Genomic DNA, 25,935 nt, shown 5'->3' on the forward strand with positions numbered 1-25,935 from the left:
GAGGTGTGTTGATGGGCTCACTCTAAAGCACACCCACTGTTCGGCGTTGTATGAAAAAGCCGCTGTAACCTGCTGAAAACGGAATAGAAAATGTACGAAAGTTCGAAAGTACATGAGGTCTTGGTCGGAATATTTGGACATCTTTTTATCTGTAACAGCGCGTTTTACTGCGATGGCCTACTTCGGGAACACCGTTTGCCTGTTCATCGTGTCTCGATTCCGACGTCCAGTCCTCGATGGGAGGACTGGAAGAGGGTATGGCTCACGCCGATTGTTGATCGCTGCTCTGCGCTCTGAGCCGATCGGCTGCCTGGCGCAACAACAATTCCGTCCCGTTCCAGCCAAGGCAGCCATCCGTGACGGACACGCCGTAACGCATTGACGGGCCCAGCGGTTGGCAGCCTTCGAACAGGTGACTTTCGATCATCATGCCGATCAGTGAACGATCACCTTGCAGGCGCTGTTCAAGCACATCGTTGAACACCGCTGGCTGACGCAATGGGTCTTTGCCGCTGTTGGCATGGCTGCAGTCGACCATGATCCGGGTCGGGATCTTCAGTTTGGTCAAATCGCTGTTCACCTGGGCGACGCTGTCGCGGTCGTAGTTTGGCCCGCGGTGTCCGCCACGCAGCACCAGGTGGGTGTCGGGATTGCCCGGCGTTTGAATGATTGCCGGATGCCCCTGGCTGTCGACGCCGAAATGGCGATGCGGATGGGCGGCCGAGCGCATGGCGTCGCTGGCCACACCGACACCGCCATCGGTGCCATTCTTGAAGCCTACCGGCATGCCCAGGCCGCTGGCCATTTCACGGTGGATCTGCGACTCGGTGGTGCGAGCGCCAATAGCGACCCAGCTCAGCAGATCGTCGAAGTAGCCGGCGGCCATCGGTTGCAACAGTTCGGTGGCAATCGGCAGTCCCAGGCGGAGCATTTCGCGCATCAGCTCGCGGGACAGGGTCAAGCCGCCGGCCATGTCGTCGCTGCCATCAAGCTGCGGGTCGTAGGCCAGGCCTTTCCAGCCGATGGTGGTGCGGGGTTTTTCGACGTAGGCGCGCATCACCAGCAGCATTTCATCGCTGACGTCGGCAGCGAGGCGGGCGAGGTTGCCGGCGTATTCGAGGGCGGACTGAGGGTCGTGAATCGAGCAAGGGCCGACAATGACCAGCAGACGGGAGTCTTCACCGTTGAGGATCGCGCGAACCGCTTGGCGGTGGGCGGCGACTTGCTGGGTCAGGGCGTTGCTGAGTGGCAGTTGCTGTTTGAGTTGCAATGAGCTGGGCAGACGCAGGGTCAGCGCTTCATTGGCAGGGCTCAAGGTGGACAGCGGCAGAGCAGAGACGGACGAGTTCATATTCGGGCTTCCTGGGCTGGCGGCGGGTTCGTTCCCGCGCACTCGGCCCTACTGGGGTGTTCGACAATTGGCCGGATTGGCTGCGTGTGTGTGCTTGCCACCTGTGGGTGACCGATCGGAGGCGGCAGGCTGTCCCGAGCGGAGGCTGCTAAATCGCCAGGCGGTAAAACTGTCGTAACGGTAATAAGTGGCGTAGTTCATTGTTGAATCCTCTGGTTGTCTGGTGTGTCGCTAAAAATGTGCGGGGCTGAAAAAACAAAACCCCCGGTCGGGAAGCCGACCGGGGGTTGAGAAATCTCTGGTGGCGACCCGTTTAAAGTGGGCGCCGTGTGGGTATCAGGCGCGCCAGTGGCTAAACCAATACCCAAAATAAAAGCTGACCGGAGCACAAACGTCATTCACCCGGGCAGCGGCCACCGAGCGCAGGGCGCTGACGGTACGAAGCTGTGAGAGGGCGTTGAACATGATTTGTCTCCGATGATTGCGCCGAGCTTACTCGAGGCCGGTACACGGATTCAATCAGAAAATGCTATCGATCACCGACGGCATTTTCTATCGCTTGAGTGCGTCGCCGGTTGTGACACACTTTGTGCTCCGCTTATATACAACGTCACAAGGACGAACCATGACGCCCCTGATCATCGCCGCTGCTCAATCGATCTCCATCGCCGGTGACCTTGCCGCAAACATTGTGTGGCATCAGCGCTTTATGCAACTTGCCGCGGAGCAGGGCGTGCAATTGCTGGTGTTCCCGGAGTTGTCGCTGACCGGGTACGAGCGTGGACTGGCGGCTGAATTGGCCATTGCGCCAGACGCCGAGGTTCTGCAGCCGCTGCGGGATTTGGCGCGGGAAGTCGGGGTGACGACTGTCGTCGGGATGCCGATTCGGTTGTCGGAAGATTCGCCCGTATTGATTGGGGCGTTGGTGTTGGGCGCTGATGGATCGCTAGGGATCTATAGCAAACAGCATCTGCATCCAGGCGAGGAGGTGGCATTTGCACCGGGAACCGGCGGCTCGACCCTGACCCTAGGTGCCGATACGGTCGCGTTGGCGGTGTGCGCGGATTTCTCTCACGCCAGTCATGCTGCCGCGGCGGCGCAGCAAGGCGCCGATCTCTATGCGGCGGGCGTGCTGATCACGGAAAACGGCTACGCCCCGGATACCGCGTTGTTGCAAGGCTACGCCCGCACTCATGCGATGGCGGTCCTGATGGCCAACCATGGCGGTGCAACGGGTGGCTGGGAATCGGCAGGACGAAGTGCGATCTGGGCGTCGGACGGCTCACTGATTGCGTCTGCATCCGGAACCGGTAACCTGATGGTCGTTGCTCGACGCAACGCTGACGGCTGGAAAGGGCAATTAGTGGAGGTTGCATTGGGGTGATGGTCTTTGAATTACGTCCGGCGACATCCCGGGACCTCGACTTCGCTCGTGAACTGACCCGCAACAACATGCTCCGCTATTACATTCAGCACGATCTGCTGTGGCAGGACGAAGGGTTCGATGTTGGCTGGGCAGGGCGCGAGAATTGGCTGATTGTAAGTGGCAGTACCGTGTTGGGCTTTTTCAGTCTGAGTCGTGACGCCCAAGCCCTGTACATCCGCGAACTGCACGTCCTCGAAGCGTTTCGAGGGCAGGGCGCCGGTTCCTGGGCGATTGATCAGGTATTCGCCATGGCGTGCAAGGAACGGCGTCCGGCATTGCGTTTGACGGTTTTTGAAAATAATCCCGCGCAAGCGTTGTATTCGAGAAAGGGCCTGAAGGTGGTCGGCACGGACGCGTGTTTCCTGAGAATGCAGCGTGATGTCAATGCCTCGCCCGGCTGAAACACGTATACGACAAGCCTTTCAAGATGAATTGAAACTTTTTATATGACGCTTGCCGCTAGGTCTGCCAGTTGCTTTTTGCTAAGGTGTCGGCAACCCAATAAGACCATTTCGCGAGGTGTCTGCTTGATTAGGGTGCTAGTAGTCGATGATCATGATCTCGTTCGTACAGGCATTACACGAATGCTGGCTGACATCGATGGCCTGCAAGTAGTCGGCCAGGCTGAGTCAGGCGAAGAATCCCTGCTCAAGGCGCGTGAGTTGAAACCCGATGTGGTACTGATGGACGTCAAGATGCCCGGCATCGGCGGTCTTGAAGCCACGCGCAAATTATTGCGCAGTCATCCGGATATCAAAGTCGTCGCGGTCACCGTGTGCGAAGAAGACCCGTTTCCGACCCGGTTGTTGCAGGCCGGGGCCGCGGGCTATCTGACCAAGGGCGCCGGGCTGCCGGAAATGGTCCAGGCTATCCGCCTGGTGTTTGCCGGGCAGCGCTACATCAGCCCGCAGATTGCACAGCAACTGGCGATCAAATCCTTCCAGCCGACCAACGATTCGCCTTTCGACGCCTTGTCGGAGCGTGAAATCCAGATCGCGCTGATGATTGTTGGCTGTCAGAAGGTCCAGATCATTTCCGACAAACTGTGTCTGTCGCCAAAAACCGTGAACACTTACCGTTACCGCATTTTCGAAAAGCTTTCGATCAGCAGCGACGTCGAGTTGACACTGTTGGCGGTTCGTCACGGCATGGTCGATGCCAGCCTCTGAAAATGACTGAAGTCTTCGATCCAAGCGCCTTTCTGTCGACGGTCAGTGGGCGCCCCGGTGTGTATCGCATGTTCGACAGCGAGGCACGCCTGCTCTATGTCGGCAAGGCCAAGAACCTCAAGAATCGCCTGTCGAGTTACTTCCGCAAATCCGGTCTTGCGCCCAAGACCGCGGCGCTGGTCGCGCGTATCGCTCAGGTCGAAACGACGATTACGGCCAATGAAACCGAAGCCTTGTTGCTTGAGCAGACGCTGATCAAGGAATGGCGTCCGCCCTACAACATCCTGCTGCGCGACGATAAATCCTACCCCTACGTCTTTCTCTCGGACGGTCAGTTTCCACGCTTGAGCATCCATCGCGGTGCAAAAAAGGCCAAGGGCAAGTATTTCGGCCCTTATCCCAGCGCCGGTGCGATTCGTGAAAGCCTGAGCCTGCTGCAGAAGACGTTTTTCGTTCGTCAGTGTGAAGACAGCTATTACAAGAACCGCACGCGTCCTTGCCTGCAATACCAGATCAAACGCTGCAAGGCGCCTTGTGTCGGGCTGGTGGAGCCTGAGGTGTATGCCGAAGACGTACGGCACTCGGTGATGTTCCTTGAGGGGCGCAGCAATGCGCTGACGGACGAGTTGTCCGCAGGAATGGAAGAGGCGGCGATCAACCTCGAATTCGAACGTGCGGCCGAGTTGCGGGATCAGATTTCATTACTGCGCCGGGTCCAGGACCAGCAAAGCATGGAAGGCGGGACGGGCGATGTCGATGTGATCGCCGCGTTTGTCAATCCGGGTGGTGCCTGCGTTCATTTGATCAGTGTGCGTGGCGGGCGGGTGCTGGGGAGCAAGAACTTCTTCCCGCAGGTAGGTATTGAAGAAGACGTTTCCGAAGTCATGGCGGCGTTTCTCGGCCAGTACTTCGTCAGCAGTCCCGAGCGCGACTTGCCGAGCGAACTGATCGTCAACGTGGTTCACGAAGACTTCCCGACCCTGATCGCGGCCATCGATGAGCTGCGCGGTCGCGAATTGACCATCAGTCATAGGGTTCGTGGTACGCGAGCGCGCTGGCAACAGTTGGCGGTCACCAATGCCGAGCAGGCGCTGGGAGCGCGACTGGCCAACCGTCAACACGTTGCTGCACGTTTCGATGCCCTGGCGGAAGTGTTGAACCTGGATGAGCCCCCGCAGCGCCTGGAGTGTTACGACATCAGTCACTCCAGTGGCGAAGCGACGGTGGCATCCTGCGTGGTGTTTGGCCCCGAAGGTCCGATCAAGTCCGACTACCGTCGCTACAACATTGAAGGCGTCACCCCGGGTGATGACTACGCTGCGATGCACCAGGCCCTGACCCGACGCTTCAGCAAGCTGAAGGACGGGGAGGGCAAGCTACCGGACATTTTGCTGGTGGACGGTGGCAAGGGGCAGTTGTCCATGGCCCGCGACGTGCTCAATGAACTGGCCGTGCCTGATCTGATTCTGCTGGGCGTGGCCAAGGGCGCCACGCGCAAGGCCGGTTTCGAAACCCTGTACCTGAACGATGCTGCCCACGAATTCACCTTGCGCGGCGATTCCCCCGCGTTGCATTTGATCCAGCAGATACGCGACGAAGCTCACCGTTTCGCGATTACCGGGCACCGCGCCCGTCGTGGAAAAACTCGCCGCACGTCTACACTGGAGGGCGTCGCCGGTGTCGGACCGACCCGTCGCCGCGATTTGTTGAAACATTTTGGTGGATTGCAGGAGCTGTCTCGTGCCAGCATCGAAGAGATCGCCAAAGCACCCGGGATCAGTAAAAAGCTCGCAGAGTTGATTTATGCCAATCTGCACAGCGAGTAGAATGCCCCCTCACCTCGTAGCCAGTTGTGCCGATGAATATCCCTAATCTGATTACCGTACTACGCGTCCTGCTCATTCCGATCTTCATTTTACTGTTCTACCTGCCGTATCAATGGAGCTACCTGGCGTCCGCCTCGGTGTTCGCATTTGCCGCCGCCACAGACTGGCTGGATGGGTATCTGGCCCGCCGACTGGAACAAAGCACGCCGTTCGGGGCTTTCCTCGATCCCGTGGCTGACAAACTGATGGTCGCCGTTGCGCTGGTACTGCTGGTGCAAGAACATGGCAACCTGTGGCTCACGCTGCCGGCCGCCGTGATCATCGGTCGCGAGATTGTCGTCTCGGCACTTCGCGAATGGATGGCTGAACTCGGCGCCCGCGCTCACGTCGCGGTGTCGAACCTGGGCAAATGGAAGACCGCCGCGCAAATGCTGGCGCTGGTGATCCTGCTGGCCAATCCATCGGATTTCACGTTCTGGGTATTGCTGGGTTACGCCTTGCTGCTGATATCTGCGGGCCTGACGTTGTGGTCCATGGTCCAGTATTTGCGGGCTGCCTGGCCGCATCTGAAGACCGACGTGGAAAAGAAATAAACTTTTTTGAATCAAGGGGTTGACGGGGCATCTGGATTCTATAGAATGCGCCTCACCAAGACGCGGGAATAGCTCAGTTGGTAGAGCACGACCTTGCCAAGGTCGGGGTCGCGAGTTCGAGTCTCGTTTCCCGCTCCAAATATTACGCTGCAGATTTCCACTGAATTCTGCAAGCGATTGAAATCAGGACCTTCGGGTCCTTTTTTCGTTCCGGCGAGAAAAACTGAAATCCAGCACTGTCCGGTGCGTTTAAGTTCAGGATTAAGTCCAGGATCCTGAGGTAAAGATCGGCGATGACGGGCAGCGGCTCTCTATGTGTCGAGCAACTTGCTGATTGTCGGTGCATCAATCCACTGCATAAGAAAGTCCCCAAAGTCCCCAAAGTGCCAGCAAGGGCTTGTCGGTTGACCTCATGGAATGGACTGCCGATGGTGGGTTGAACACCACACCGCCCGGCCCGGGATTCCACCAGCCGACATCGTCTCGGTACCAGTTACCTTCCGATAAAACGACATAAAACTCTGCTGGGGGGTGTTTGTGGTACGGATAGCAAAGTTCAGGCTCCATGACCGCTAACCCCACTGTCATAGTCGAACATTCAAGCAGTGCGCCCTTGCCGAGAATCAGCGCATGTCGGTGCTTTTCTTCGAAAGCAGCATCGTCCCCTTCTGAAGCGGATCGCTTTATCCAGCGACTACTGGGCAGCAGGGCCTCAAGAGCCGATAGGAGAATCTTGAAGTCCCGTTCTGTTCGGGGTGCATCAGCCAATGCCCGCGTTACCGTGGGTTCCAGGCAAGCGGGCAGGGGGGCGCCCGAGAACGGAGGCAAGCCGATGTCCAGGCGCGCATTGCTCAACGAGCGAACACAGATTTCTGTATCCACGCCATCAACGCCACTCACTTGAGAATGCCGGGCCAGGATTCGCACAAGTGCCTCCCGCATCACCACTCCCTGTATCAGGCGTTCTTGTTCCGACATCTGTGGTAACGACTGCATCACCTTTTACCTCTGAAAAGATCCGGTTAATTGCGAAGTAATCGAGCTGTCGCACTGACAAAAACCAGCAGAACACTTACGCAGCCAAGAGCGAATGACAAGGTACTCAGATGGGCGACCGCCCCGATAAATACGGGACCTATCAGAATCCCCGCGTAGCCCATCGAGATGACAGCGGGGATGGCTACCGCCTGTGGCATACGTTGCTGGCGGCCTACAGCCGTAAAGAGCACCGGGACAATGTTTGAGCATCCAGCACCGACCAGAGCGTAGCCGATCAGGGACGCGGCCCAGCCGTCGATTCCAAGCGACACGATCATGCCAGCGGCTGCGCAGAGTCCGCCAAGCGCAACGACGCGCACGCCGCCTAGTTTGCTGACGATGGCATCTCCTGTCAGGCGGCCCACCGTCATCGCTGCGGCGAAGGATGCGTAGCCCAAGCCGGCGATGCTCGGCTCTAACCCTCGGCTCGAGACCAGGAAAACCGCGCTCCAGTCGAGGATTGCGCCTTCAGTGAGGAAGACGATGAAACAGAGCGCCCCTAAAAACAGCACGATACCCCTGGGCACCGCGAACAGGGGTCCGCCCCGTTCAGTGCCATAAATCAGAAAAGCAGGCGCTGCCTTGTAAAGCGCTCCCAAAACGGTGGCAACGATACAGAGCGCGGCAATCAACGGATGCAGGCCCAAGGTCAGCAGAGCGGTCATCGCGCCGGCGCCCAATATGCCTCCGACGCTGTAAAGGCCATGGAAGCCGGATTGAAGTGCCTGCCCGCTGTTTTTCTCGACGATGACGGACTGGATGTTCATGGCGCAATCAAGCATGCCCATGCTGGCACCGAAGATAATGACAGCGATCACCAGGCCCGGTAGCCACACTACGGTGCTCAACAGCGGAAGAACGGCACACAAGACAATCGTCGCCCAGATGACGACCGGGCGGCATCCATAGTGTGCAGTGAGATAACCAGCGAAAGGCATGGCCACAATAGATCCACCGCCCAGGCCAAGCAGCAGCAACCCAAGGCCACCATCGTCCAGGCCAGTGCGGGCTTTAACCAATGGGACCAGAGGCGCCCATGCGGACATGAGTAAACCCGCGATAAGGAAGGCGATGCGAGTAGACATCCGCTCGCTGTAGTTAGCCGTGGGTACCAACACCGGCGATGGAGCATTCATAATTCTCGGTAATCCTTATCGATGATGCTAGCCATCGTTTGTTCGGCTTAGACAGTACGGGTTTCTTGTGTGTTTTTGGCGGGCCTGGGTTTCGGAAAACCTAGCGCCTGCGCTCATACGTTGCTCTATAACTACTCGGCGCTACGCCAAAGAAGTCACGAAAGCGCATATGAAAATTGGCGAAACTACAGAAGCCGGTCGCAATCGCGATATCGGTGATCGGCCGATTGCTCTGCAGAATAAGCTGGCGTGCTCGAGTCAAGCGCAGCTCAAGGTAGTAACGGGTGGGCGTGGCGCCCACGAAACGACAGAAGCGACGCTCCAATTGTCGTCGGGAAATGTTCACACATTCAGCCAGTTCATCGATCGATAGCGGCTCTTCGATGTTCTTTTGCATCAGTTCTAAAGCGAGTTTCAGGGTTTGGGGCAAGGTGGGGTCAGAGTCAACAATGACAGTCGATATCCCAGAGACTTCAGAGGTTTGATCGCAACTGAGTATTTCCTCGACAGCATGGGTCAGCGACACGCCTTGTTTGGCGGTGATGAGCTCCAGCATCATGCGTAACGAGCTGCTGGCGCCGGCGCACGTGATACGGTTTCGATCGATTACGTGCGTTCGACAAGAGACCAGCACTTTGGGAAAAACATCCTCCATCATCGCTCGCCCGTCTGGATGGAAGGCACACTCGACACCGTCCATTAGCTGAGCTTCTGCCAGGAAAAATGCCCCGTTCCACAAGCCTCCCATGGTCGCGCCAAGAGAGGCGACGTTACGCAGCTTGCGCCGTAATAGCGGGTCGCTAATCAGCTTCACTCGCAAACCACCGGCGACGATGAGCACGTCGATACGATCCGGAAGTTGTGATAGCTCCAGGTCTGCCGAAATCGCAATTCCCAGATCGCTCATGACCAGACGGCTCTTGATGCCGACAGTCAACACCTCAAACGCCGGTGTCTCGCTAATCAGGTTGGCGGTCACCAGCGCATCGATAGCGCCGGTGAACGACATCATCGAGAAATTGTTCAAAAGCACGAAAGCTACACGAGTCACCGCCTGCGGCTTTATTGGTTTCTCTGCCGTATAGGAGTACCCCATGTTCTTGTCTTTGAGCACGCTCTCGAATACGAATGACATAAATCCTCTTTGACACCTGAGCGAATAGCTAAGAAACCGTAGCGGATCTACGCAGCGGTTTTTGGAGCAGACAGCAACAAATCAAAGAATGATTGGCAGTCATCACTACCGGGCAATGCTTCAACGCTGTTTTTTATGGCATTGCTGAGCGTGGCTCCCAAACTGTCATCAGCCAGTAAATGGTATTTAGCGGTGAGTTCGTCACTCGACATAGGGTTGCCGGGGTCGCCCTTGGCCGTCGCTGTCGGGCTTGTAAGACGCGTGCCGTCTTTCAGGGTAACGGTGACGCGGGACAGAATTTCCTCCGGGAACCTGGCGGACAGGTCAGGCGCCTCGTGAAGGGTAATTTTCTCGCTGATGCTCAAGATGTCTGGCGCATGAATGGCATCCCCGGTGACCTCTTTAGGGCCCAGCTTCCCGCGAACGATCAAGGCAGCCAGCGGGAACGCCAGCGCATACTGGGCCTCGTCCGCATTCTTCGGAAAATGCCCCTGCAAGCACACAGACTCGTGGAACGTTTCCACATCAATGGTCTCGATCAACTCAGCAGTGATGGCTGGATGTGCTCGCATTAAATCGGTCATGGCTGTGAGCGCCGGTTGCGCCCAGCGACATACCGGCCACGGTTTAAAATATTGCTCGTCGATCTCCCAGCGGGTTCCGATGTCCTGCCAGAAAGTGGAAATCTCCAAAGGTTCAACGGTGGCGGCTGGAGCGCCAGTGACACCGAGCTGTGCCATCAGTAGTGCGTTGAGTCCGGCATACGCCCCGGCGCCGTGGGCATCACGCAACATCGTCGGAAAGCTCACCAGGCGCATCATCGGACACCTCGGGCCAAAGTATTCCGCGATTCCCAGTGCATGACGGAACGTCGTTTCATCAAGCTTCAGCAGGCGGGCACCGGCGCAAACGACCCCGATCCCGGAAAAGGCGCCTGAGGCATGATATTCAGGGGCAGTGGCCATCAATGCCTGACCGGCCCGCAAGGCGGTCTCGTAACCGATGCACAGTGCGCTGAGAAACTCTTCACCGCTGATGTCTTTGCCCTGACTGCGATACGCGTCAACCAATGCGACAATGGCCGGGACAACGGTTGCACCCGCATGCCCCTTGGAGGTGAAGTGACCTTCGTGTGCATCCAGGCTATCAACGCAGAAACCGCCTGCGTACGCGGCACCCAAAGGATGCACGGCCCTGCCATCGAACCAAAGGCGGCTGGACAGCTTGTTGGCAGAGTAGTGAGTGTCAGCGTAGGTTTTGAGCATCACGCTGGTTTGATTGTCGCGAGCACCGGCGGCCACACCAATGATGTCGAGCAGGCAAGTTTTAACCAACTCGCGTATATGCAGGGGCGCGTCCTGGTAACTGAAATTCTGGACGAATGAATACAACTGCATTTCATGATTCCTGAATGATGAACGCCGAAACGGATAAAAAGTTGCCCGGGGAAGGGCAACCTTTTATGCAGATTTAAATGAAGGGATTAATTTTTTGCGGTGGCGGTATTAGCGGCGGCTCGTGCGTCTACCAGCCAGCTGTCGTATTTCGCGTGATGGGCCGCGATCCATTCTTTGGCGTGACGAGTAATGTCAGCTGCACTTTTTTCACCATTGTGCATTTTGAGATTTTGCGCGCTTTCATCGTCAGTAGAGATCTGCATTTCAGACAGGAACTTCACGGCAGCCGGATTTTTCTCGGCGAATTCTTTGTTGATGACCGCTCTGACAGTGTCTACCGCGAAACCAAGGTTTTTGCCATTGAAGGTAGTGTTGACATCGTTCTTACCGCCTGGAAGATCCGTACGTGGCACGGTTAACCAAACAACATCTTTACCTTCGACCAGAACACCGGAGATCCACTGAGGTACCCAGGTGTAATAGAGAATTGGCTTGCCTTCTTTGTAACGAGCAATGGTGTCGGCCATCAGGGCAAAATAGGAGCCCTGGTTATTTGTGACAGTCTTATCCAGGCCATAGGCTTTCATATGGTGGGCAATGATCAGCTCACAGCCCCAGCCGGGGTTGCAACCAGTCATGTCCGCTTTACCGTCGCCGTTACTATCGAACAGCTTGGCAATCTCTGGCTTTTTCAAATCATCGAGAGAGGTGATGTGATACTGGTCAGCGGTTTTCTTATCGATCATGTAGCCCTGCAGTACGCCCGGCATAATATTGCCGGTTTTCACCATCGCTTCATCACCGCCGGCCTTCGCGTAGAACGATTTGTGCAGTTCCTCCCACAGATGAACCGAGAAATCAGCGTCACCATTGGCAAGTGCAATCATCATGGTGGAGTACTCGGTTTCCTTAGGCGTCTGAACGTCGTAGCCCAATTCCTTGAGCCCAGCCATTGCGATCTCTCCGCGAAATCGCTCTTCGGCAATTGACGGGAAAATCGGGGTGATTGATACACCTTTTCCGGGCTCCTGCGTCGTGGCGGCTGATGCGAAAACAGGGGAGACCGCTAGTACTAAAAGCGCCACAGAGTGAATGAATTTCTGTTTTATTCCGAAGGTTGTGAAGTTCATTATCGTTTGCCTTGGCTGGATTAAAGAAGTTGGCATTTCTTTTGGTTCACGACGCGCCGCTTAGCGGAGTTAGCTTTCTTTGGGACTGACTTCTATTTTCATGACAGTGTTTTTTCTTTTCAGGCGATAAATGACGCCCGCCGGTCCTGTCTGGTACCAGTGTTCACCTTTGGTTGCCCTGTTACTGCGTTCGCCCATTGCCTGGGTCAGTCGGTCGAGGAAAATCGCCAGCAATACCAGACCCAATCCACCGACGGTTGCCAAGCCCATATCGAGGCGGCCAATCCCTCGAAGTACCATCATCCCCAGTCCACCAACCGATATCATTGAAGCGATCACCACCATGGACAGTGACAACATCAATGCCTGATTCAGACCCGCCATGATCGTCGGTGCAGCTAATGGAAGTTGAACCCGCCTCAGCATCTGGCGTGGGGTGCATCCGAAAGCCCGTGCAGCTTCAACCTTGTCTTCCGGTACCTGGCGAATGCCCAGATTGGTGAGCCTGACCAGTGGTGCGACCGAAAAGATGATCGTGACCAGTACTCCCGGTACGTTACCGATGCCAAATAGCATCACCACGGGCACCAGATAAACAAATGCAGGCAGTGTTTGCATTGCATCGAGTACCGGGCGAAGAAGCATCTCCAGTCGGTCACTTCGGGCACACAGGACGCCCAGCGGAATGCCAATAACTGCACAGAAAAACAGTGAAGTGAGCACCAGGGCGAGGGTGATCATGGCGTCATTCCATACCCCGATCACTCCTAAGAGGGTGAGGGTGACGAAACAAAGTATGCCTATCTTTTTCCCTCCTATCTGCCAGCCGAAGAGCGTTGCAATAATAATGAATATTGACGGAGGAATAGCCAACAATCCGAACTGAATACCATTAAGTACTTGGTCGATTGGCCATCTTATCGATCGGAAAACCTCGCGGAAATTATGAACCAGAAAGTTCAGGGCAACTTCTACCCATTGGCCCAAAGGGACGTTGATAGATTGAAAGGGGTCTAGGAAATTGAATTCGTTCATGTCATCACCTGAATGTCCGAGCCTGGCAAGCCAGCAAATAGAGCCTGTTAGTGTCGGCTCATTGTTTGAAGCAGTAGGCTCTTGGAGATCGTGCCTTTGAACACACCCTGGCGATCGAGCACGGCAACTGGATTAACGGCATCAGCAACGATGTGAAAGACGTCCTGCAGCAGTACATCGTCGCGAAGCGTAGGAGTGGAGTGATCCATGGCGTACGGATGCTCTGCGCAAATTTTGGCGACATCACCCGCCTTGAGGATCTTCGAGGCATCAAAGCCTTTGAAGAAAGCTCTGACGTAATCATTCGCGGGGTTGCAAAGCAGCTCTTGCGGGGTACCGATCTGAACGACCTGACCACCCTCCATGATCGCGATGCGATGGCCGATGCGAATCGCCTCGTCAATGTCATGGGAGATGAAGATGATGGTGCGATGCTGTTCTGCCTGGAGGCGGATCAGTTCGCCCTGCATTTCGTGGCGAATCAACGGGTCGAGTGCCGAGAAGGCTTCGTCCATCAGCAGGATGGCGGGATCATTGGCCAGCGCTCGGGCCAGGCCTACCCGCTGTTGCATGCCGCCGGACAGTTGGTGCGGATAGCTGTAGGCGTGGCCATCGAGCCCCACCTGTTTAAGTGCCTCAAGTGCACGTTTATGCCGTTCACTTTCCTCGACACCAGAGATTTCCAGGCCGAAAGCAACGTTGTCGATCACACTCATGTGGGGCATCAGAGCAAACGACTGAAACACCATGCTCATGTCTTTGCGACGAACGCTGAGGAGATCAGCATCCGACAGACCGGTGATTTCATTACCGTTGAGATGGATCGTTCCGGAAGTTGGCTCGATCAGTCGATTGAACAACCGCACCATCGTCGACTTCCCGGAACCGGAAAGTCCCATGATGACGAAAATCTCTCCACGTTTTACGGAGAAACTGGCATCAAAAACGCCAACGACTTGACCGGTTTTGCTGAAAATTTCACTTTTATCAGCACCGCGAGCCAGCATCTCCATCGCGAGCTTTGGCTGAGTACCAAAGACTTTGTAAATGTTTTTTACCGAGAGTATCTCGTCACCAAGACTCATAACCCCTCCTGCTGCAATTACGACGTAAGATCAAGAACTTATGTGTACGTATCTTGATCAGTTAAGACGGTGCTTGTGAGGGCAGTCAAACTGTGAGAAAGGTTGGGAATTAGTCATTGTGACCATCCTCTTTATTATGTGATGTTTATTATTTTTGTTTTATCGGCTCTGAATTAAGCAGTTCCTTGAGAACCAAGTTATTACCTAATAGAGTCAGCGTCTAACAACATTTATTCCAGCCAATCAATAACGTGATGTTATCAATCATTTAATTATGTCAGTTTGCGACTGCGGCGGTGCTAGTTGCGAACACGAATGCCGCTGGCACTGTCTTAGACCCTGTGTTTCAGCTACGCTCCAGCGTAGGCTCTGGGCGGAACCCTCTCGCCGATTTCGTCCCTAACGGCCCTCCAAAGGGCCCCGAACCGGATATTCAATACTCTAGGTTATGGTTAAGCACATCGATCCAGACATGACGCTGCTGAAAATGCCGTCTCTGAAAGCAGTGAAGTCATTCGTAGCCGCCGCCAAATATCAGAGCTTTACGCGTGCGGCTGAAGCGCTGTGCGTTACTCAAGCGGCAATCAGCCGTCAGATTCGGGAGCTTGAGGCGTACCTTGGGGTGGATCTTTTCAAGAGGGTGGGTCGAGCGGTCGAGTTGACGGAAGCCGGATCAATTTTTTTTGATGCTGCACAGTTATCTTTCGTTAACATTTCCCAAGCGGCGGAGCGCATTCGAACCAACAACGCTGGCAAGCGCACGTTGACGCTTTGCTGTTCTCCCGCGTTCTCAGCCCTTTGGCTCGCAGCGAAGCTGCCGGGTTTTTTTACCAAGAATGCAGACATCGACCTCAATCTGGTAACCACTCAAAACTTTTTGTCGATGGAACCCGGTGTCACTCCAGACATCTTCATCACCAAAATGGCCAGGATTCAGGATGGATATCGTAGCTATCCCTTGTTCCATGACGTCATCTACCCGGTGTGCACACCTCGTTACAAAGAGGAGCACCCTGAGCTGTCCAGCCTTGAAGGAATACGTGACGGAGTTTTGCTAAACCTCAGTCCCTATGGCAGATCCCAGGTAGCGGAGCATGTTGACTGGGGCGTTTGGCTGGCTTATCACGATGTTGATATCGAGAAACGGCCCCACGACAGCCCTCACGTTTTCAACGCAAATGACTACAACCTGGTAATCAGCATGGTGTTGACCCATCAGGGCGTGGCGCTGGGATGGAATCACCTGGTTGCAAACCTGATCGAAAATGGCACGCTGATTCGTCCAATCGAAGAAGAAGTGGTTCTCCACGAAAGTCAGCACTATCTGACATTCCGTGAAGACCGGATCAATGATGACGCGTGTTGTCGGCTACGCGACTGGATTCTGGCCCAGTTTTCCAGAGCCGTTTAGAAGAAAGGAACGCGGCAGTGATTGAGCAATCACTCGAGGTGCGGGGAGCTCCATCGCCAACACGTATTGCTCAAAGCAGAACTGAAGCGAATGCCGGTGGTGATCATTCGTGGCTCTCACCACCGGCAGTGTTGCACTTAGCCGACAGATCTTAACGGGATCGTGTCATTGAGCTGTTCAAGCATCGTTTTGCAGTACCAATCATCAAACTGACATACACCAATTTCGCTGGCCACCGACAATGGGCCTGGCTCGTAAGCCGGAGAACTGACGCCGACCTGTGCCCCTTCAACCAAGGTGCGATCCTGGTCATTGGTTGCAAGCCAAACCTTGGTCAGGCGATCGATGTCGTAGTCGACACCTTCCTGCGCGTCCTTCTTGACGATCCATTTTGTAGTGACCAACGTCTCGCCAGGACCGATCGGCAGAACGCGGAAGCTCAGCGCGTGATCGCCCAGAAAGTGGTTCCAGGTTGATGGGTAATTGAAATAAAGCAGCGCACCGATGTTGGCTTCACCGGTTGTGTCCAACCGGCCAGCGACCGCAGGCTTGCCATCCATTGTGTAGCTGACTGCCCCGGAAAACAGGGGGATGCGCGTCATTCGGAAACGACCCTCCTCATCCATGACCAATCGACTAGGCAGACCTGCCGCCTCGCAGCGATCCCAGTGCTCTTTGAGTTCGAGATCTTCATCGCCGCCGGCGCCGCCCACTGATGGGTTGTCCACGAATGAGTGCATCAATTCCGGGTGAGTACAATCGCAGTGGTAGCACTCACGGTTGTTCTCGAAAACCAGTTTCCAGTTGCCTTTCTCGATGATGTTCGACTCAAACGCGACTTTGCAGTCGTCCAGGTTATGAGGCGCAACGAAAGGAGTGACGGATTTTCTGAACGACGAAAAGTCTGGGGCGACATCTGCAACGCACACATAGATGTACGTTTCGACCACCTCACAATGCACGGACTTCAACCCATGCTGAGACTTGTCGAAATCGTCCCCCATGTTCCCGGCGAACAGCAGTCTGCCGTCCAGCTCGAATGTCCATTTGTGGTAAGGGCACACCAGTTTGGCAACTTTGCCGCTTGCTTCCGGGCACACCTTGGAACCGCGATGGCGGCAGGCGTTGTGGAAGGCACGAATCTGCTTGTCTGCGCCGCGCACGATAGCGACAGGGTAATCGCCGATTTGCAGCGATAGATACTGCCCCGACTTCTCCAGCTCAAATGTGTGCCCTGCGAAGATCCAGCTTTTGTGCCAGATCTGTTCCAGATCCTGCCTGTAAACGTCTGGATCGCTATAGAGGGCACCTGGCAGCGCGTGGTCAGGCTTGCGCTGCGCGATAAGATTTGAAACTGCCGATTTAGTGCTCACGGTCAACACACTCCAAAATACCAAGGGGACGACACGTTCAGCCTGCTCAGCGAGGTGAGGCCAAACGGTCTTGAGTTCGCAGTACCGTCTGTGGATGCAAGCCCATCAAACCGTGCTGCTTCTATCCGCGAACCGGTACGTTTTGCGACGTCCAGAAAGCGCCTTACGAAAAATGTGCCTTCTTGGATGGGGGTGCCATCCGTGCACTCATTTCGTCCGAGTCCTTACTAATGCAGACATTCCTGTAATGCCGATGTTTGCATCAATAGCAATTTTCTACAGTTTCTATTCGAGCCCGGGCAAATAAATTCAAACTAATGAAACGAAGGTGCGAGGAATTCTATTATCCAATTCGTCGGTAGAATATCGCTGTTGTAAGGCTACGTCGGTAATCATGCACCAACAAGAAACTTTTACTCTTATCAATGCATAAACAAATGTTATCGATTGACGTCGCGGCCTTGGCAGGGAAATTTCAAGCCTTTGATAGTTAAGGTAATTTTATTTTTCATGACGAGCAAAGATGCACCCTGGAAATGCATGCGCTGGAAATACACTCTATTGACCGTCTTCTTGGCCCATGCCAGTCTGGATTCAACGGTTAACCGTACTAGTCGTGTGTTAAGCATTGGGAACTGTCCCGTGAAACATGGAAATTTTATCGCGCCTCATGGCATCCAAACTGACGCGCTCGTTTATCTTCCACCTAATTCGTATTCGGAGCATTTATCTTGAAATTTGAAGGTATTTATACGCCAGCAGTAACTCCTTATAACTCGGACGGGGAGATTGACTGGAATGTGTACTCGCAAGTTTTGGAGTCGCTGATTGAGGCGAAGGTGCACGGCATTATTATCGGCGGGTCGACCGGCGAGTATTATGCGCAGACGAGCGAAGAACGCACCGAGTTGGCGGCCTACGCCAAAGATGTGATCGGCACTCGGGTGCAACTGATCGTCAGTACTGGGGCGATTCGTACCGAAGATGCGGTTCAGTACGCCAAGGATGCGAAATCGATCAAAGCGGACGCCATTCTTGTCACGTCCCCGCCTTACGCGTTGCCAACCTCACAGGAAAACGCGATTCACGCGCTCACTATCGATCGCGCCGCGGACTTGCCGATCATGCTTTACAACTATCCGGGGCGCATGTGCGTTTCGATGGATGAAGAGTATTTCACGCGTGTCAGCCAATCGAAAAACGTCGTTGCCATCAAGGAAAGTTCTGGCGACATGGGTCAGGTGCATATGCTGGCTCGGCAGTTCCCCAACATCGCCTTGTCCTGCGGATGGGACGACCAGGCCCTCGAGTTTTTTGCCTGGGGCGCTCGCAGTTGGGTGTGCGCAGGTTCCAACTTCCTGCCCAAGGAACACGTTGCGCTTTATGAAGCCTGCGTGATCGAAAAGAACTTCGACAAAGGCCGTCAAATCATGTCGGCAATGATGCCGCTGATGAATGCCCTGGACGGTGGCAAATTCGTGCAGTCGATCAAGTACGGCTGCGAAATTGCCGGATTGAACGTCGGTAACGTGCGCCTGCCATTGCAGCCACTTGAAGCGTCCGAAAAGCAGAGTTTCGCGTCGGTCATTACTGAACTCAAACGTAACGTAGCCAACATTTCTTCGGGAGCCAGCCATGGGTGATCTTCTGAGCAAGGCCGACTATGCCGCTCTGGCCAAAGACATTTCATTGCCATCCAAAGCGTTCATCAATGGCGCGTATACACCTGCGATCTCTGGCAAAACCTTTGCCACGAATAATCCGGCGACGGGGGAGTTTCTGACTGACGTCGCTGCCTGTTCGTCCGAAGATGTCGACTTTGCGGTGAGCAATGCTAAGGAAGCCTTTGAGGATGGACGCTGGAGATCTATTTCTCCTCGGGAGCGCAAAGCTGTTCTGTTGAAGTTTGCAAACCTGCTTGAAAGCCATCAATACGAACTGGCCGTCCTCGAAAGTCTCGATAGCGGCAAACCAGTCAGTGAATGTCAGTTGGTCGACATCCCGGACACCATCCACACGATCCGCTGGCACGCTGAACTGATTGACAAGATTTATGACAACACCGCTCCGGTGGGCAGTGACGCGCTGACCATGGTGGTCCGGGAGCCGATCGGCGTGGTGGGCTGCGTATTGCCGTGGAACTTTCCACTGCTGATGCTGGCCTGGAAAATCGGTCCTGCGCTCGCTGCGGGCTGCTCGGTCATCGTCAAACCTGCTGAACAAACCTCGCTGACCACGTTGCGTGTCGCTCAGCTGGCGTTTGAAGCCGGTATACCCGCTGGTGTCCTCAACATTGTGACCGGCACGGGCAAAGAGGTGGGTGAGCCCATTGGCTTGCATAACGATGTCGACATGGTGAGCTTCACCGGCTCCACCGCGACCGGCCGCCGCTTCCTGCATTACGCCGCCGATTCGAACCTGAAGCGCATCGTCCTTGAATGCGGCGGAAAGAATCCGGCCGTGGTGATGGACGATGCCCAGGACCTGGATCTCGTCGCTCAGCATGTCGTCAATGGCGCGTTCTGGAACATGGGCGAAAACTGCTCCGCGACTTCACGTCTGATCGTCCATGCGTCTGTCAAAGACGAGCTGCTGGAGCGCATGGGCGCCTACATCCGCGAATGGAAAATGGGTGATCCACTCGATCCTCAGAACCGCGTAGGGTCGTTGGTCAGCCCAGAGCATTTCGCAAAAGTGAAGTCGTACCTTGAGCACGCCACCGCCGGGAAGCTCGCAGTCGTGTATGGCGGCGCAACCAAAGACGGTGCCTTCGTAGAACCGACGGTGATAGACGGCGTGGATCGGAATAGCCGGTTGTTCCAGGAAGAGATCTTCGGCCCGATTCTTTCAGTCACCACGTTCAACACGATCTCCGAAGCCATTGCCCTGGCCAATGACACGGTGTACGGCCTGGCGGCTTCGGTTTATACCGGCAGCCTGCGCCGTGCGATCAAGTTGTCGCGGGAAATTCGCGCCGGCATCGTCACCGTGAACTGCTTTGGTGAGGGCGACGCATCGACGCCATTCGGCGGCTACAAAGAGTCGGGCTTCGGGGGGCGGGACAAATCGATTTTTGCTCATGACCAGTACACCGAAATCAAAACGATCTGGATCGATGTGTCTGATCGGTCGGATGAAGAGACCGGAAAATGAGCACCCATACCATCAAGCGCCTGCCGGTAGACACCGGGGTTTCAGGTTGGGAGGCGATTTCCGCACGCACTGCGCCTGTCCGCATGCTTGATGGAAACGTGACGGCGGATTGGCTGATTATCGGTGCCGGTTTTGCCGGCTTGTCCGCCGCTCGCAGACTTTCACAGTTACACCCGGGTGACAGCATTGTTGTGGTCGATGCTCATGAAGTCGCCAAGGGGCCGGCGGGCAGAAACTCTGGTTTCATGATCGATGTGCCGCACAGTCTGTCGTCCGGGGAATACTCCGTGGCGAGTGAGTCTGCAACGGCGATGGAGATCACGCAAAATCGCTTTGCGATCGATTTCGCTGCGCAGGCGGCACGCGAGTACGGCATGTCTGCCGACACCTTCGACCCTTCAGGAAAGATCAACGCGGCCGCCACTGAGCGGGGATTGAAGCTGAACGTCAATTACGCCAAATCCCTTGAGCGCATTGGCGAGAAGTTCGAGATGTTTGATGCCGCGCAAATGCGCGAAATCACCGGGTCCGCCTACTACCACGGGGGGATCTACACGCCCGGCGCAGTGATGATTCAACCCGCGCAATACATTAGAGACCTGGCAGCAGGGCTCGACGGGAAAATCACGCTGTTCGAGCGCTCTCCGATTATTGAGTTGACCAAGCAGGGAAGCGGTTGGAGCGCTCGATCTCATAACGGTACGGTGTACGCACCCAAGGTCATCCTGGGGGTTAACGGGCACATTGAAGACTTTGGCCATTATCAAGGACGCCTGCTGCACGTCTTCACTTACGCGTCCATGACGGCGGCGTACAGTGATGATGAATTCAGGAAAGAGGTGCCGGGCAAAGCCAAGTGGGCCTTGCTGCCGGCGGATCCAATGGGAGCGACCGTTCGCAAGATCTCTTCAGACGGTCTCTCGCGAATTATCATTCGGACAAAGTTCACCTATGACCCGAGTATCCAGGTCACTCCAGAGCGGGTAGCTGCGGTGGCTAAGGAGCAGCGACAGTCCCTGGATGCGCGCTTTCCCGAATTGAAATCCACGGCGCTGGAATTCAGTTGGGCCGGCCGCCTGTGCTTAAGTCGTAACAGCGCCGCTGCATTTGGCGAGATTGAAGAAAACCTGTACTCGGCTTGCTGCGAAAATGGACTGGGTACTGTGAAAAGCACCCTGGCAGGTGTGATGGTTGCGGAGTTGGCATCGGGTACGCGTTCGGAGTTTCTCGATAGCTTCAGTCACGCGCCAGGCCCCAGCAAGCTACCCCCCAAGATAATAACGAAACTGGGCGTCAGTTCGGTTATTCGCTGGCATGAGTTTTGGGCCGGGCGAGAAGGTTAACAAATTTAAGTTGTCGGCTTTTCCAATAAAGGCCGTTTAACAAGTCACTAATAAGAACGGAATAATCCATGAGAAATATCTGGAAGGCATCCTGCAAAGGGGAAGGGCATGACCGAAGTGCAATTGAAGAGCGACCGAACAAAAAATACTGCGCCCGCTGTTGCCGCTAATCCTGGGGTCGCGAAGCCCCAACTCGGGATCTTTCTATGCCTGCTTTCAATGCTTATCTTTGCGAGCCAAGACGGAATAACCAAGGTGCTTGTCAAAGACTTCCCGGTTGCCCAACTGGTCATGATGCGCTATTGGGTGTTTGTCGTTTTTGCCCTCGGATATGCAGCCTACCAAGGCAGGGCAAAAGCGTCGTTTCGCAGTAAGCACCCTTGGCTGCAAATCATTCGAGCGTTGCTGGCCGTGGGTGAGACCCTACTGTTTGCAGTGGGGCTACGATATTTGGGCCTGGCCGAAATGCATGCGCTCTATGCCGTATTTCCGCTGATGACACTGGCATTGGCGGGGTCGGTGCTTGGGGAGTTCATAGGTCTGCGGCGCTGGGTTGCTGCGGCGATAGGGTTCACCGGCACACTGATCATTCTCCGGCCAGGCGCGGGCGTTTTTGAACTTGCGGCGCTGATCCCCCTGCTGGCTGCTTTGGCGTTCGCGGTGTTCAACGTACTGACGCGCCGTATTAGCCAGCACGACTCCTTTGCTACGAACATGCTCTACATGGCAAGTGTGGGTGCCCTGACGGTCACATTTGCGGGGCTGCCTGCATGGGTTTCTCCGACTCCAGTCCAGGGCCTCTTGATGGGGATCCTGGCATTGACGGGAGTAGTCGCACAGATTCTCTTCATTCAAGCACTGAAATACGCGACCGCTTCTTCCCTGCAGCCGTTCAACTATGCGCTTCTGGTGTTCGCCACGTTGATTGGTGTGATCGTTTTTGCCGAGCGCCCGGACACCTGGGTGGTTGTCGGTGCGGCGCTGGTGATTATTGGGGGGTTGTACGCGATTAAGGCAAAGGCGTGAACGTACCTGAGTGTATGAAGTAATCAATGTGTGGTTGGTTTTCAGGGCGAGACACGGCGATAAAAAAGGGCAGCTCAACGCTGCCCTTTTCCCAACCTACTCCTTATGCCGCGCTAAACAGCTTGTGCGGATCCATGACGAATTTCTTCGGTACCCCGGCATCGAACTCGTGGTAACCGCGCGGCGCGTCGTCCAGGCTGATCACCTGCACGCCGACGACCTCGGCAATGTTGATCCGGTCCCACATGATCGCCTGCATCAGCTGACGGTTGTACTTCATCGTCGGGGTCTGGCCGGTATGGAAGCTGTGGGACTTGGCCCAGCCGAGGCCGAAACGGATGTTCAGACTGCCATGCTTAGCGGCTTTGTTGACTGCGCCGGGGTCTTCGGTGACATACAGACCGGGGATCCCGATATTGCCGGCGACCCGCACCACGCCCATCAGCGCGTTGAGCACATCGGCCGGAGCCTCGTGCTGCGCGCCGTCATGGCCGTGGCCACGGGCTTCGAAGCCGACCGCATCGACCGCACAATCGACTTCCGGCTCACCGAGCAGGTCGGCGATTTGCTCGTGCAGTGGAGTGTCCTTGGTCAGGTCGGCGATCTCGAAGCCCTGGGCCTTGGCATGCGCCAGACGCAGCGGATTGACGTCGCCGACGATCACTACCGCCGCACCCAGCAGACGGGCGGAGGCGGCGGCAGCCAGTCCGACCGGGCCGGCGCCGGCGATATACACGGTGCTGCCAGGGCCGACACCGGCAGTCACCGCGCCGTGGTAGCCGGTCGGCAGGATATCGGAGAGGCAGGTCAGGTCGCGGATTTTCTCCATTGCCTTGTCGCGGTCAGGCAGCTTCAGCAGGTTGAAGTCGGCATACGGCACCAGCACGTATTCGGCCTGGCCGCCAACCCAGTCGCCCATGTCCACATAGCCATAGGCACCGCCGGGGCGCGCCGGGTTGACCGTCAGGCAGACGCCGGTGTGCTGCTCCTTGCAACTGCGACAACGGCCGCAGGCGACGTTGAACGGCACCGAGACCAGGTCACCGATCTGCACGTTCTCCACGTCACGACCCTTCTCGATCACCTCGCCGGTGATCTCATGGCCAAGCACCAGCCCGACCTGGGCCGTGGTCCGGCCACGCACCATATGCTGGTCGGAGCCGCAGATATTGGTCGAGACCACGCGCAGAATCACGCCATGGTCAATGCGCTTGCCGCGCGGGTCTTGCATTTTCGGATAGGGGATGGTCTGCACCTCGACCTTGCCTGCGCCGAGATACACGACACCACGATTACCAGACATGATTGCACCTCGCTTTTGTTGTTGTGAGAACACGGCCCTTGTACTGCGAAGGGTCGCGTGGCCTTACAGTGCGGCGGTATATGTCTTGCGTTTGCGCGTGAATGCAGATGGGTTGGAAGTCACCTTCCAACGACGCGTGATTAGCCGTCATCGTATCGATCCTACGCCTGGTATCAGCACCCGGCGAGAGCATTTAGCACCCAATCACCACCAGTTTCAGGACTCTCAACTGTGCATACGCGAACTCTCGCGGCATCGTCAGTTCCGACCGAGCTGGGCGAATTCGATCAAAACGGCAGTGGCAGTTTCGCCGTGCGCCCCCCATCCACCACAAGCACTTGCCCGGTGATAAAGGCCGATGATTCGGAGGCCAGGAAAACGACTGTCCCGCCAACATCCGCCGGCAATCCGGTACGCCCGACCGGGTGAAGGCGCAGGAGTGCCTGGCGCGCCGCACGCGGATCAGCTTGAGCGGCGAGGTACGCATCACTCAACTCGGAATTGATCCACCCTGGAGCAATGGCATTGCAGCGGATCCCGTCCCGGCCGAGATCGATTGCCAAGGCTCGGGTCAGCCCATGGATGCCCGCCTTGGAGGCACAGTACGCGGCATGTTCAGGGTTGGCGCCTATCCCTTCGATCGACCCGATGTTGATGATGCTGCCACCGCCTCGCATACGCATCTGTGGCACCAACGCCTTGCACAAGAACGCTGGCGCCCGCAGATTGACTGCCATCATGCGATCCCAGTCCTGCTCGGTCATATCATCAATGGATTTCTCGAACATGAACCCGGCGTTGTTAACCAATACATCGATTCCGCCAAGCTGCTCCTGGGCGAACTGGGCAATCAAATTGGGTGACTCCATCGAGGCGAGGTCAGCCTCGACGAAATAGACTTGAGGGTGATTTTGCAAGTCGGCGTCCAGTGCCTGGCGCTGAGCAATCAACACGGAAGCTCCCGCCTCAAGCAATTGTTCGGTGATGCCTCGGCCAATCCCTCTGCCGCCCCCGGTCACCACTACATTCTTACCATTGAGCATCGCTACCTCTCCTTAGCCGGATACCGGCTTGGCGCCTGTGACTTCTACCGTTTCACCGGCGATGTACCTGGCCTCGCCGGACGCCAGAAATGCGATGACATCCGCAATGTCTTCAGGCTCGGCGATACGGCCTAATGGCACGCTCTTGTTCAGTTCTTGCACGGCTTTGTCTGGATCCAGGCCGCGACGCTCAAAGCCGCTGCGTATCATCGGGGTATTGATTTCGTGCGGGCACACGGCGTTGACGCGGATACCCAAAGGGGCACAATCGCGGCCCAGATTTTTGGTTAACGCCGCGACAGCCCCTTTGCTTGTGCAATACGCCACATGAGCGGGGCCTGGATAAATGCCCCAGACAGATGATGTGTTGACGATTGCGGCACCCGGGCGATTTTTCATGTGCGGTATCGCGGCACGGCAGATGAAGAACACCGCATTCAGGTTTACGCCCATGGCGTCGAACCACATATCGTCAGTGGTTTCCTCAATCGTGCCGCGGGGAATGATGCCCGCATTGTTCAATACGATGTCGATCCCCGAAAAAATATCGACGGCCGTTTGGACAATCGCTTCGCAATATTCTTTTCGGCGTAAATCGCCTGCCACGTAGTGCACTTCGGCGCCCAGGTCACGGACTTTGGCGGAAATTGATTTGCAACCGGCTTCATCAAGATCAGACAAGACAAGCTTTGCGCCTTCTCGGGCGAACAATAGTGCTAACGCCTGTCCGACACCGCCGGCAGCGCCGGTAATGACCACCACTTTATTATTGAATTTCATAGGGCAACCTACCTGAAGTTTTTGGCGCAGCCATTATTTGGTTTCAATGGATCGCAGCGTCCAACAACTTTTTTACTGGGCCAAAGATGACGTGGCGTTATCCAAAAAATCGCGCGCGCAACAAACATGCTCTTGGTATAGCGAACATATGTCTAAAAAATGTACGCCCATGTACATGCCGT

23 protein-coding genes and 1 tRNA gene are annotated in these 25,935 nt (G+C 55.8%); 11 read left to right on the top strand and 13 right to left on the bottom strand.

The window, feature by feature from the left end:
* Positions 1-262 precede the first annotated feature (262 nt).
* Complete coding sequence (locus QF010_RS00560; protein ID WP_429532330.1) at positions 263-1,351, bottom strand: 3-deoxy-7-phosphoheptulonate synthase; 1,089 nt, start codon at positions 1,349-1,351, stop codon at positions 263-265.
* Between the two features lie 336 nt (positions 1,352-1,687).
* Complete coding sequence (locus tag QF010_RS00565) at positions 1,688-1,816, bottom strand: hypothetical protein (protein WP_024164522.1); 129 nt, start codon at positions 1,814-1,816, stop codon at positions 1,688-1,690.
* Between the two features lie 160 nt (positions 1,817-1,976).
* Here QF010_RS00565 and QF010_RS00570 point away from each other — a divergent pair, with 160 nt between their 5' ends.
* The 6 genes from QF010_RS00570 to QF010_RS00595 all read left to right on the top strand — a co-directional run bounded on the left by QF010_RS00570 (position 1,977) and on the right by QF010_RS00595 (position 6,503).
* Complete coding sequence (locus tag QF010_RS00570) at positions 1,977-2,735, top strand: carbon-nitrogen hydrolase family protein (protein ID WP_429532331.1); 759 nt, start codon at positions 1,977-1,979, stop codon at positions 2,733-2,735.
* Positions 2,735-3,178: a GNAT family N-acetyltransferase gene (locus QF010_RS00575; protein ID WP_033061680.1), complete on the top strand. Its 444-nt coding sequence runs from the start codon at positions 2,735-2,737 to the stop codon at positions 3,176-3,178. Before QF010_RS00570 ends, QF010_RS00575 begins: the two co-directional genes overlap by 1 nt.
* Before the next feature lie 126 nt (positions 3,179-3,304).
* Positions 3,305-3,946 (top strand): response regulator transcription factor GacA, encoded by a 642-nt coding sequence (gacA, locus tag QF010_RS00580; RefSeq protein ID WP_008015884.1) that lies wholly within the window; start codon positions 3,305-3,307, stop codon positions 3,944-3,946.
* Positions 3,947-3,948: 2 nt separating this feature from the next.
* Positions 3,949-5,772: an excinuclease ABC subunit UvrC gene (uvrC, locus tag QF010_RS00585; RefSeq protein WP_033061681.1), complete on the top strand. Its 1,824-nt coding sequence runs from the start codon at positions 3,949-3,951 to the stop codon at positions 5,770-5,772.
* Between the two features lie 32 nt (positions 5,773-5,804).
* On the top strand, positions 5,805-6,365 hold the full coding sequence (gene pgsA / locus QF010_RS00590) for a CDP-diacylglycerol--glycerol-3-phosphate 3-phosphatidyltransferase (protein WP_008150904.1): 561 nt from the start codon (positions 5,805-5,807) through the stop codon (positions 6,363-6,365).
* Between the two features lie 62 nt (positions 6,366-6,427).
* A tRNA-Gly gene (locus QF010_RS00595) sits at positions 6,428-6,503 on the top strand.
* A 207-nt stretch (positions 6,504-6,710) separates the two neighbouring features.
* Here QF010_RS00595 and QF010_RS00600 read toward each other — a convergent pair.
* From QF010_RS00600 to QF010_RS00630, 7 genes are all read right to left on the bottom strand, one after another.
* Positions 6,711-7,361, bottom strand: coding sequence for a dimethylsulfonioproprionate lyase family protein (locus tag QF010_RS00600; protein ID WP_429532332.1), 651 nt, complete (start codon positions 7,359-7,361; stop codon positions 6,711-6,713).
* A gap of 26 nt (positions 7,362-7,387) precedes the next feature.
* On the bottom strand, positions 7,388-8,539 hold the full coding sequence (locus QF010_RS00605; protein ID WP_429532333.1) for an MFS transporter: 1,152 nt from the start codon (positions 8,537-8,539) through the stop codon (positions 7,388-7,390).
* Between the two features lie 100 nt (positions 8,540-8,639).
* Entirely contained in the window at positions 8,640-9,674 is a 1,035-nt protein-coding gene (locus QF010_RS00610) for a GlxA family transcriptional regulator (RefSeq protein ID WP_429532334.1), read from the bottom strand.
* 47 nt (positions 9,675-9,721) lie between these two features.
* Positions 9,722-11,071, bottom strand: coding sequence for an MmgE/PrpD family protein (locus QF010_RS00615; protein ID WP_429509416.1), 1,350 nt, complete (start codon positions 11,069-11,071; stop codon positions 9,722-9,724).
* Positions 11,072-11,157: 86 nt separating this feature from the next.
* A complete protein-coding gene (gene proX / locus QF010_RS00620; RefSeq protein ID WP_429532335.1) occupies positions 11,158-12,201 on the bottom strand; it encodes a glycine betaine/L-proline ABC transporter substrate-binding protein ProX in 1,044 nt (347 codons plus the stop codon).
* A 69-nt stretch (positions 12,202-12,270) separates the two neighbouring features.
* Positions 12,271-13,275 carry a glycine betaine/L-proline ABC transporter permease ProW gene (gene proW, locus QF010_RS00625; RefSeq protein WP_223527127.1) on the bottom strand — a complete coding sequence of 335 codons (1,005 nt, stop codon included), beginning with the start codon at positions 13,273-13,275 and terminating at the stop codon, positions 12,271-12,273.
* An 8-nt stretch (positions 13,276-13,283) separates the two neighbouring features.
* On the bottom strand, positions 13,284-14,321 hold the full coding sequence (locus QF010_RS00630) for a quaternary amine ABC transporter ATP-binding protein (protein WP_429532336.1): 1,038 nt from the start codon (positions 14,319-14,321) through the stop codon (positions 13,284-13,286).
* A gap of 448 nt (positions 14,322-14,769) precedes the next feature.
* Between QF010_RS00630 and QF010_RS00635 the strand changes: the two genes are divergently transcribed.
* Complete coding sequence (locus tag QF010_RS00635) at positions 14,770-15,732, top strand: LysR family transcriptional regulator (protein ID WP_033061689.1); 963 nt, start codon at positions 14,770-14,772, stop codon at positions 15,730-15,732.
* A gap of 137 nt (positions 15,733-15,869) precedes the next feature.
* On the opposite strand, the gene QF010_RS00640 is transcribed toward QF010_RS00635, so the two are convergent.
* Positions 15,870-17,105 carry an aromatic ring-hydroxylating oxygenase subunit alpha gene (locus tag QF010_RS00640; protein ID WP_033061690.1) on the bottom strand — a complete coding sequence of 412 codons (1,236 nt, stop codon included), beginning with the start codon at positions 17,103-17,105 and terminating at the stop codon, positions 15,870-15,872.
* A gap of 731 nt (positions 17,106-17,836) precedes the next feature.
* Here QF010_RS00640 and QF010_RS00645 point away from each other — a divergent pair.
* From QF010_RS00645 to QF010_RS00660, 4 genes are all read left to right on the top strand, one after another.
* Entirely contained in the window at positions 17,837-18,748 is a 912-nt protein-coding gene (locus QF010_RS00645) for a dihydrodipicolinate synthase family protein (protein WP_033061691.1), read from the top strand.
* Complete coding sequence (locus QF010_RS00650; RefSeq protein ID WP_033061692.1) at positions 18,741-20,258, top strand: aldehyde dehydrogenase; 1,518 nt, start codon at positions 18,741-18,743, stop codon at positions 20,256-20,258. The genes QF010_RS00645 and QF010_RS00650 overlap by 8 nt, the downstream gene beginning before the upstream one ends.
* Complete coding sequence (locus tag QF010_RS00655) at positions 20,255-21,601, top strand: NAD(P)/FAD-dependent oxidoreductase (protein ID WP_033061693.1); 1,347 nt, start codon at positions 20,255-20,257, stop codon at positions 21,599-21,601. The genes QF010_RS00650 and QF010_RS00655 overlap by 4 nt, the downstream gene beginning before the upstream one ends.
* A 108-nt stretch (positions 21,602-21,709) precedes the next feature.
* On the top strand, positions 21,710-22,627 hold the full coding sequence (locus QF010_RS00660; protein ID WP_033061694.1) for a DMT family transporter: 918 nt from the start codon (positions 21,710-21,712) through the stop codon (positions 22,625-22,627).
* Positions 22,628-22,730: 103 nt separating this feature from the next.
* Here the strand turns inward: QF010_RS00660 and fdhA are convergent, their stop codons facing one another.
* The 3 genes from fdhA to QF010_RS00675 form a co-directional block, all read right to left on the bottom strand.
* The gene (gene fdhA, locus QF010_RS00665) at positions 22,731-23,930 is read right to left on the bottom strand and encodes a formaldehyde dehydrogenase, glutathione-independent (protein ID WP_033061695.1); all 1,200 of its coding nucleotides are present in this window, start codon (positions 23,928-23,930) and stop codon (positions 22,731-22,733) included.
* Positions 23,931-24,217: 287 nt separating this feature from the next.
* The gene (locus QF010_RS00670) at positions 24,218-24,973 is read right to left on the bottom strand and encodes an SDR family NAD(P)-dependent oxidoreductase (RefSeq protein ID WP_033061696.1); all 756 of its coding nucleotides are present in this window, start codon (positions 24,971-24,973) and stop codon (positions 24,218-24,220) included.
* A gap of 12 nt (positions 24,974-24,985) precedes the next feature.
* Positions 24,986-25,753, bottom strand: coding sequence for an SDR family NAD(P)-dependent oxidoreductase (locus QF010_RS00675; protein ID WP_033061697.1), 768 nt, complete (start codon positions 25,751-25,753; stop codon positions 24,986-24,988).
* Positions 25,754-25,935: the final 182 nt, after the last annotated feature.

The organism is Pseudomonas silensiensis, assembly GCF_050434865.1.
GTDB classification, from domain to species: Bacteria; Pseudomonadota; Gammaproteobacteria; order Pseudomonadales; family Pseudomonadaceae; genus Aquipseudomonas; species Aquipseudomonas fluorescens_W.

Bases quoted from the DNA above. Each gene is read 5' to 3' on its own strand.
- QF010_RS00560 (WP_429532330.1), bottom strand. From the start codon at position 1,351: ATGAACTCGTCCGTCTCTGCTCTGCCGCTGTCCACCTTGAGCCCTGCC.
- QF010_RS00565 (WP_024164522.1), bottom strand. From the start codon at position 1,816: ATGTTCAACGCCCTCTCACAGCTTCGTACCGTCAGCGCCCTGCGCTCG.
- QF010_RS00570 (WP_429532331.1), top strand. From the start codon at position 1,977: ATGACGCCCCTGATCATCGCCGCTGCTCAATCGATCTCCATCGCCGGT.
- QF010_RS00575 (WP_033061680.1), top strand. From the start codon at position 2,735: ATGGTCTTTGAATTACGTCCGGCGACATCCCGGGACCTCGACTTCGCT.
- uvrC (WP_033061681.1), top strand. From the start codon at position 3,949: ATGACTGAAGTCTTCGATCCAAGCGCCTTTCTGTCGACGGTCAGTGGG.
- pgsA (WP_008150904.1), top strand. From the start codon at position 5,805: ATGAATATCCCTAATCTGATTACCGTACTACGCGTCCTGCTCATTCCG.
- QF010_RS00600 (WP_429532332.1), bottom strand. From the start codon at position 7,361: ATGCAGTCGTTACCACAGATGTCGGAACAAGAACGCCTGATACAGGGA.
- QF010_RS00605 (WP_429532333.1), bottom strand. From the start codon at position 8,539: ATGAATGCTCCATCGCCGGTGTTGGTACCCACGGCTAACTACAGCGAG.
- QF010_RS00610 (WP_429532334.1), bottom strand. From the start codon at position 9,674: ATGTCATTCGTATTCGAGAGCGTGCTCAAAGACAAGAACATGGGGTAC.
- QF010_RS00615 (WP_429509416.1), bottom strand. From the start codon at position 11,071: ATGCAGTTGTATTCATTCGTCCAGAATTTCAGTTACCAGGACGCGCCC.
- proX (WP_429532335.1), bottom strand. From the start codon at position 12,201: ATGAACTTCACAACCTTCGGAATAAAACAGAAATTCATTCACTCTGTG.
- QF010_RS00630 (WP_429532336.1), bottom strand. From the start codon at position 14,321: ATGAGTCTTGGTGACGAGATACTCTCGGTAAAAAACATTTACAAAGTC.
- QF010_RS00635 (WP_033061689.1), top strand. From the start codon at position 14,770: ATGGTTAAGCACATCGATCCAGACATGACGCTGCTGAAAATGCCGTCT.
- QF010_RS00650 (WP_033061692.1), top strand. From the start codon at position 18,741: ATGGGTGATCTTCTGAGCAAGGCCGACTATGCCGCTCTGGCCAAAGAC.
- QF010_RS00655 (WP_033061693.1), top strand. From the start codon at position 20,255: ATGAGCACCCATACCATCAAGCGCCTGCCGGTAGACACCGGGGTTTCA.
- QF010_RS00660 (WP_033061694.1), top strand. From the start codon at position 21,710: ATGACCGAAGTGCAATTGAAGAGCGACCGAACAAAAAATACTGCGCCC.
- fdhA (WP_033061695.1), bottom strand. From the start codon at position 23,930: ATGTCTGGTAATCGTGGTGTCGTGTATCTCGGCGCAGGCAAGGTCGAG.
- QF010_RS00670 (WP_033061696.1), bottom strand. From the start codon at position 24,973: ATGCTCAATGGTAAGAATGTAGTGGTGACCGGGGGCGGCAGAGGGATT.
- QF010_RS00675 (WP_033061697.1), bottom strand. From the start codon at position 25,753: ATGAAATTCAATAATAAAGTGGTGGTCATTACCGGCGCTGCCGGCGGT.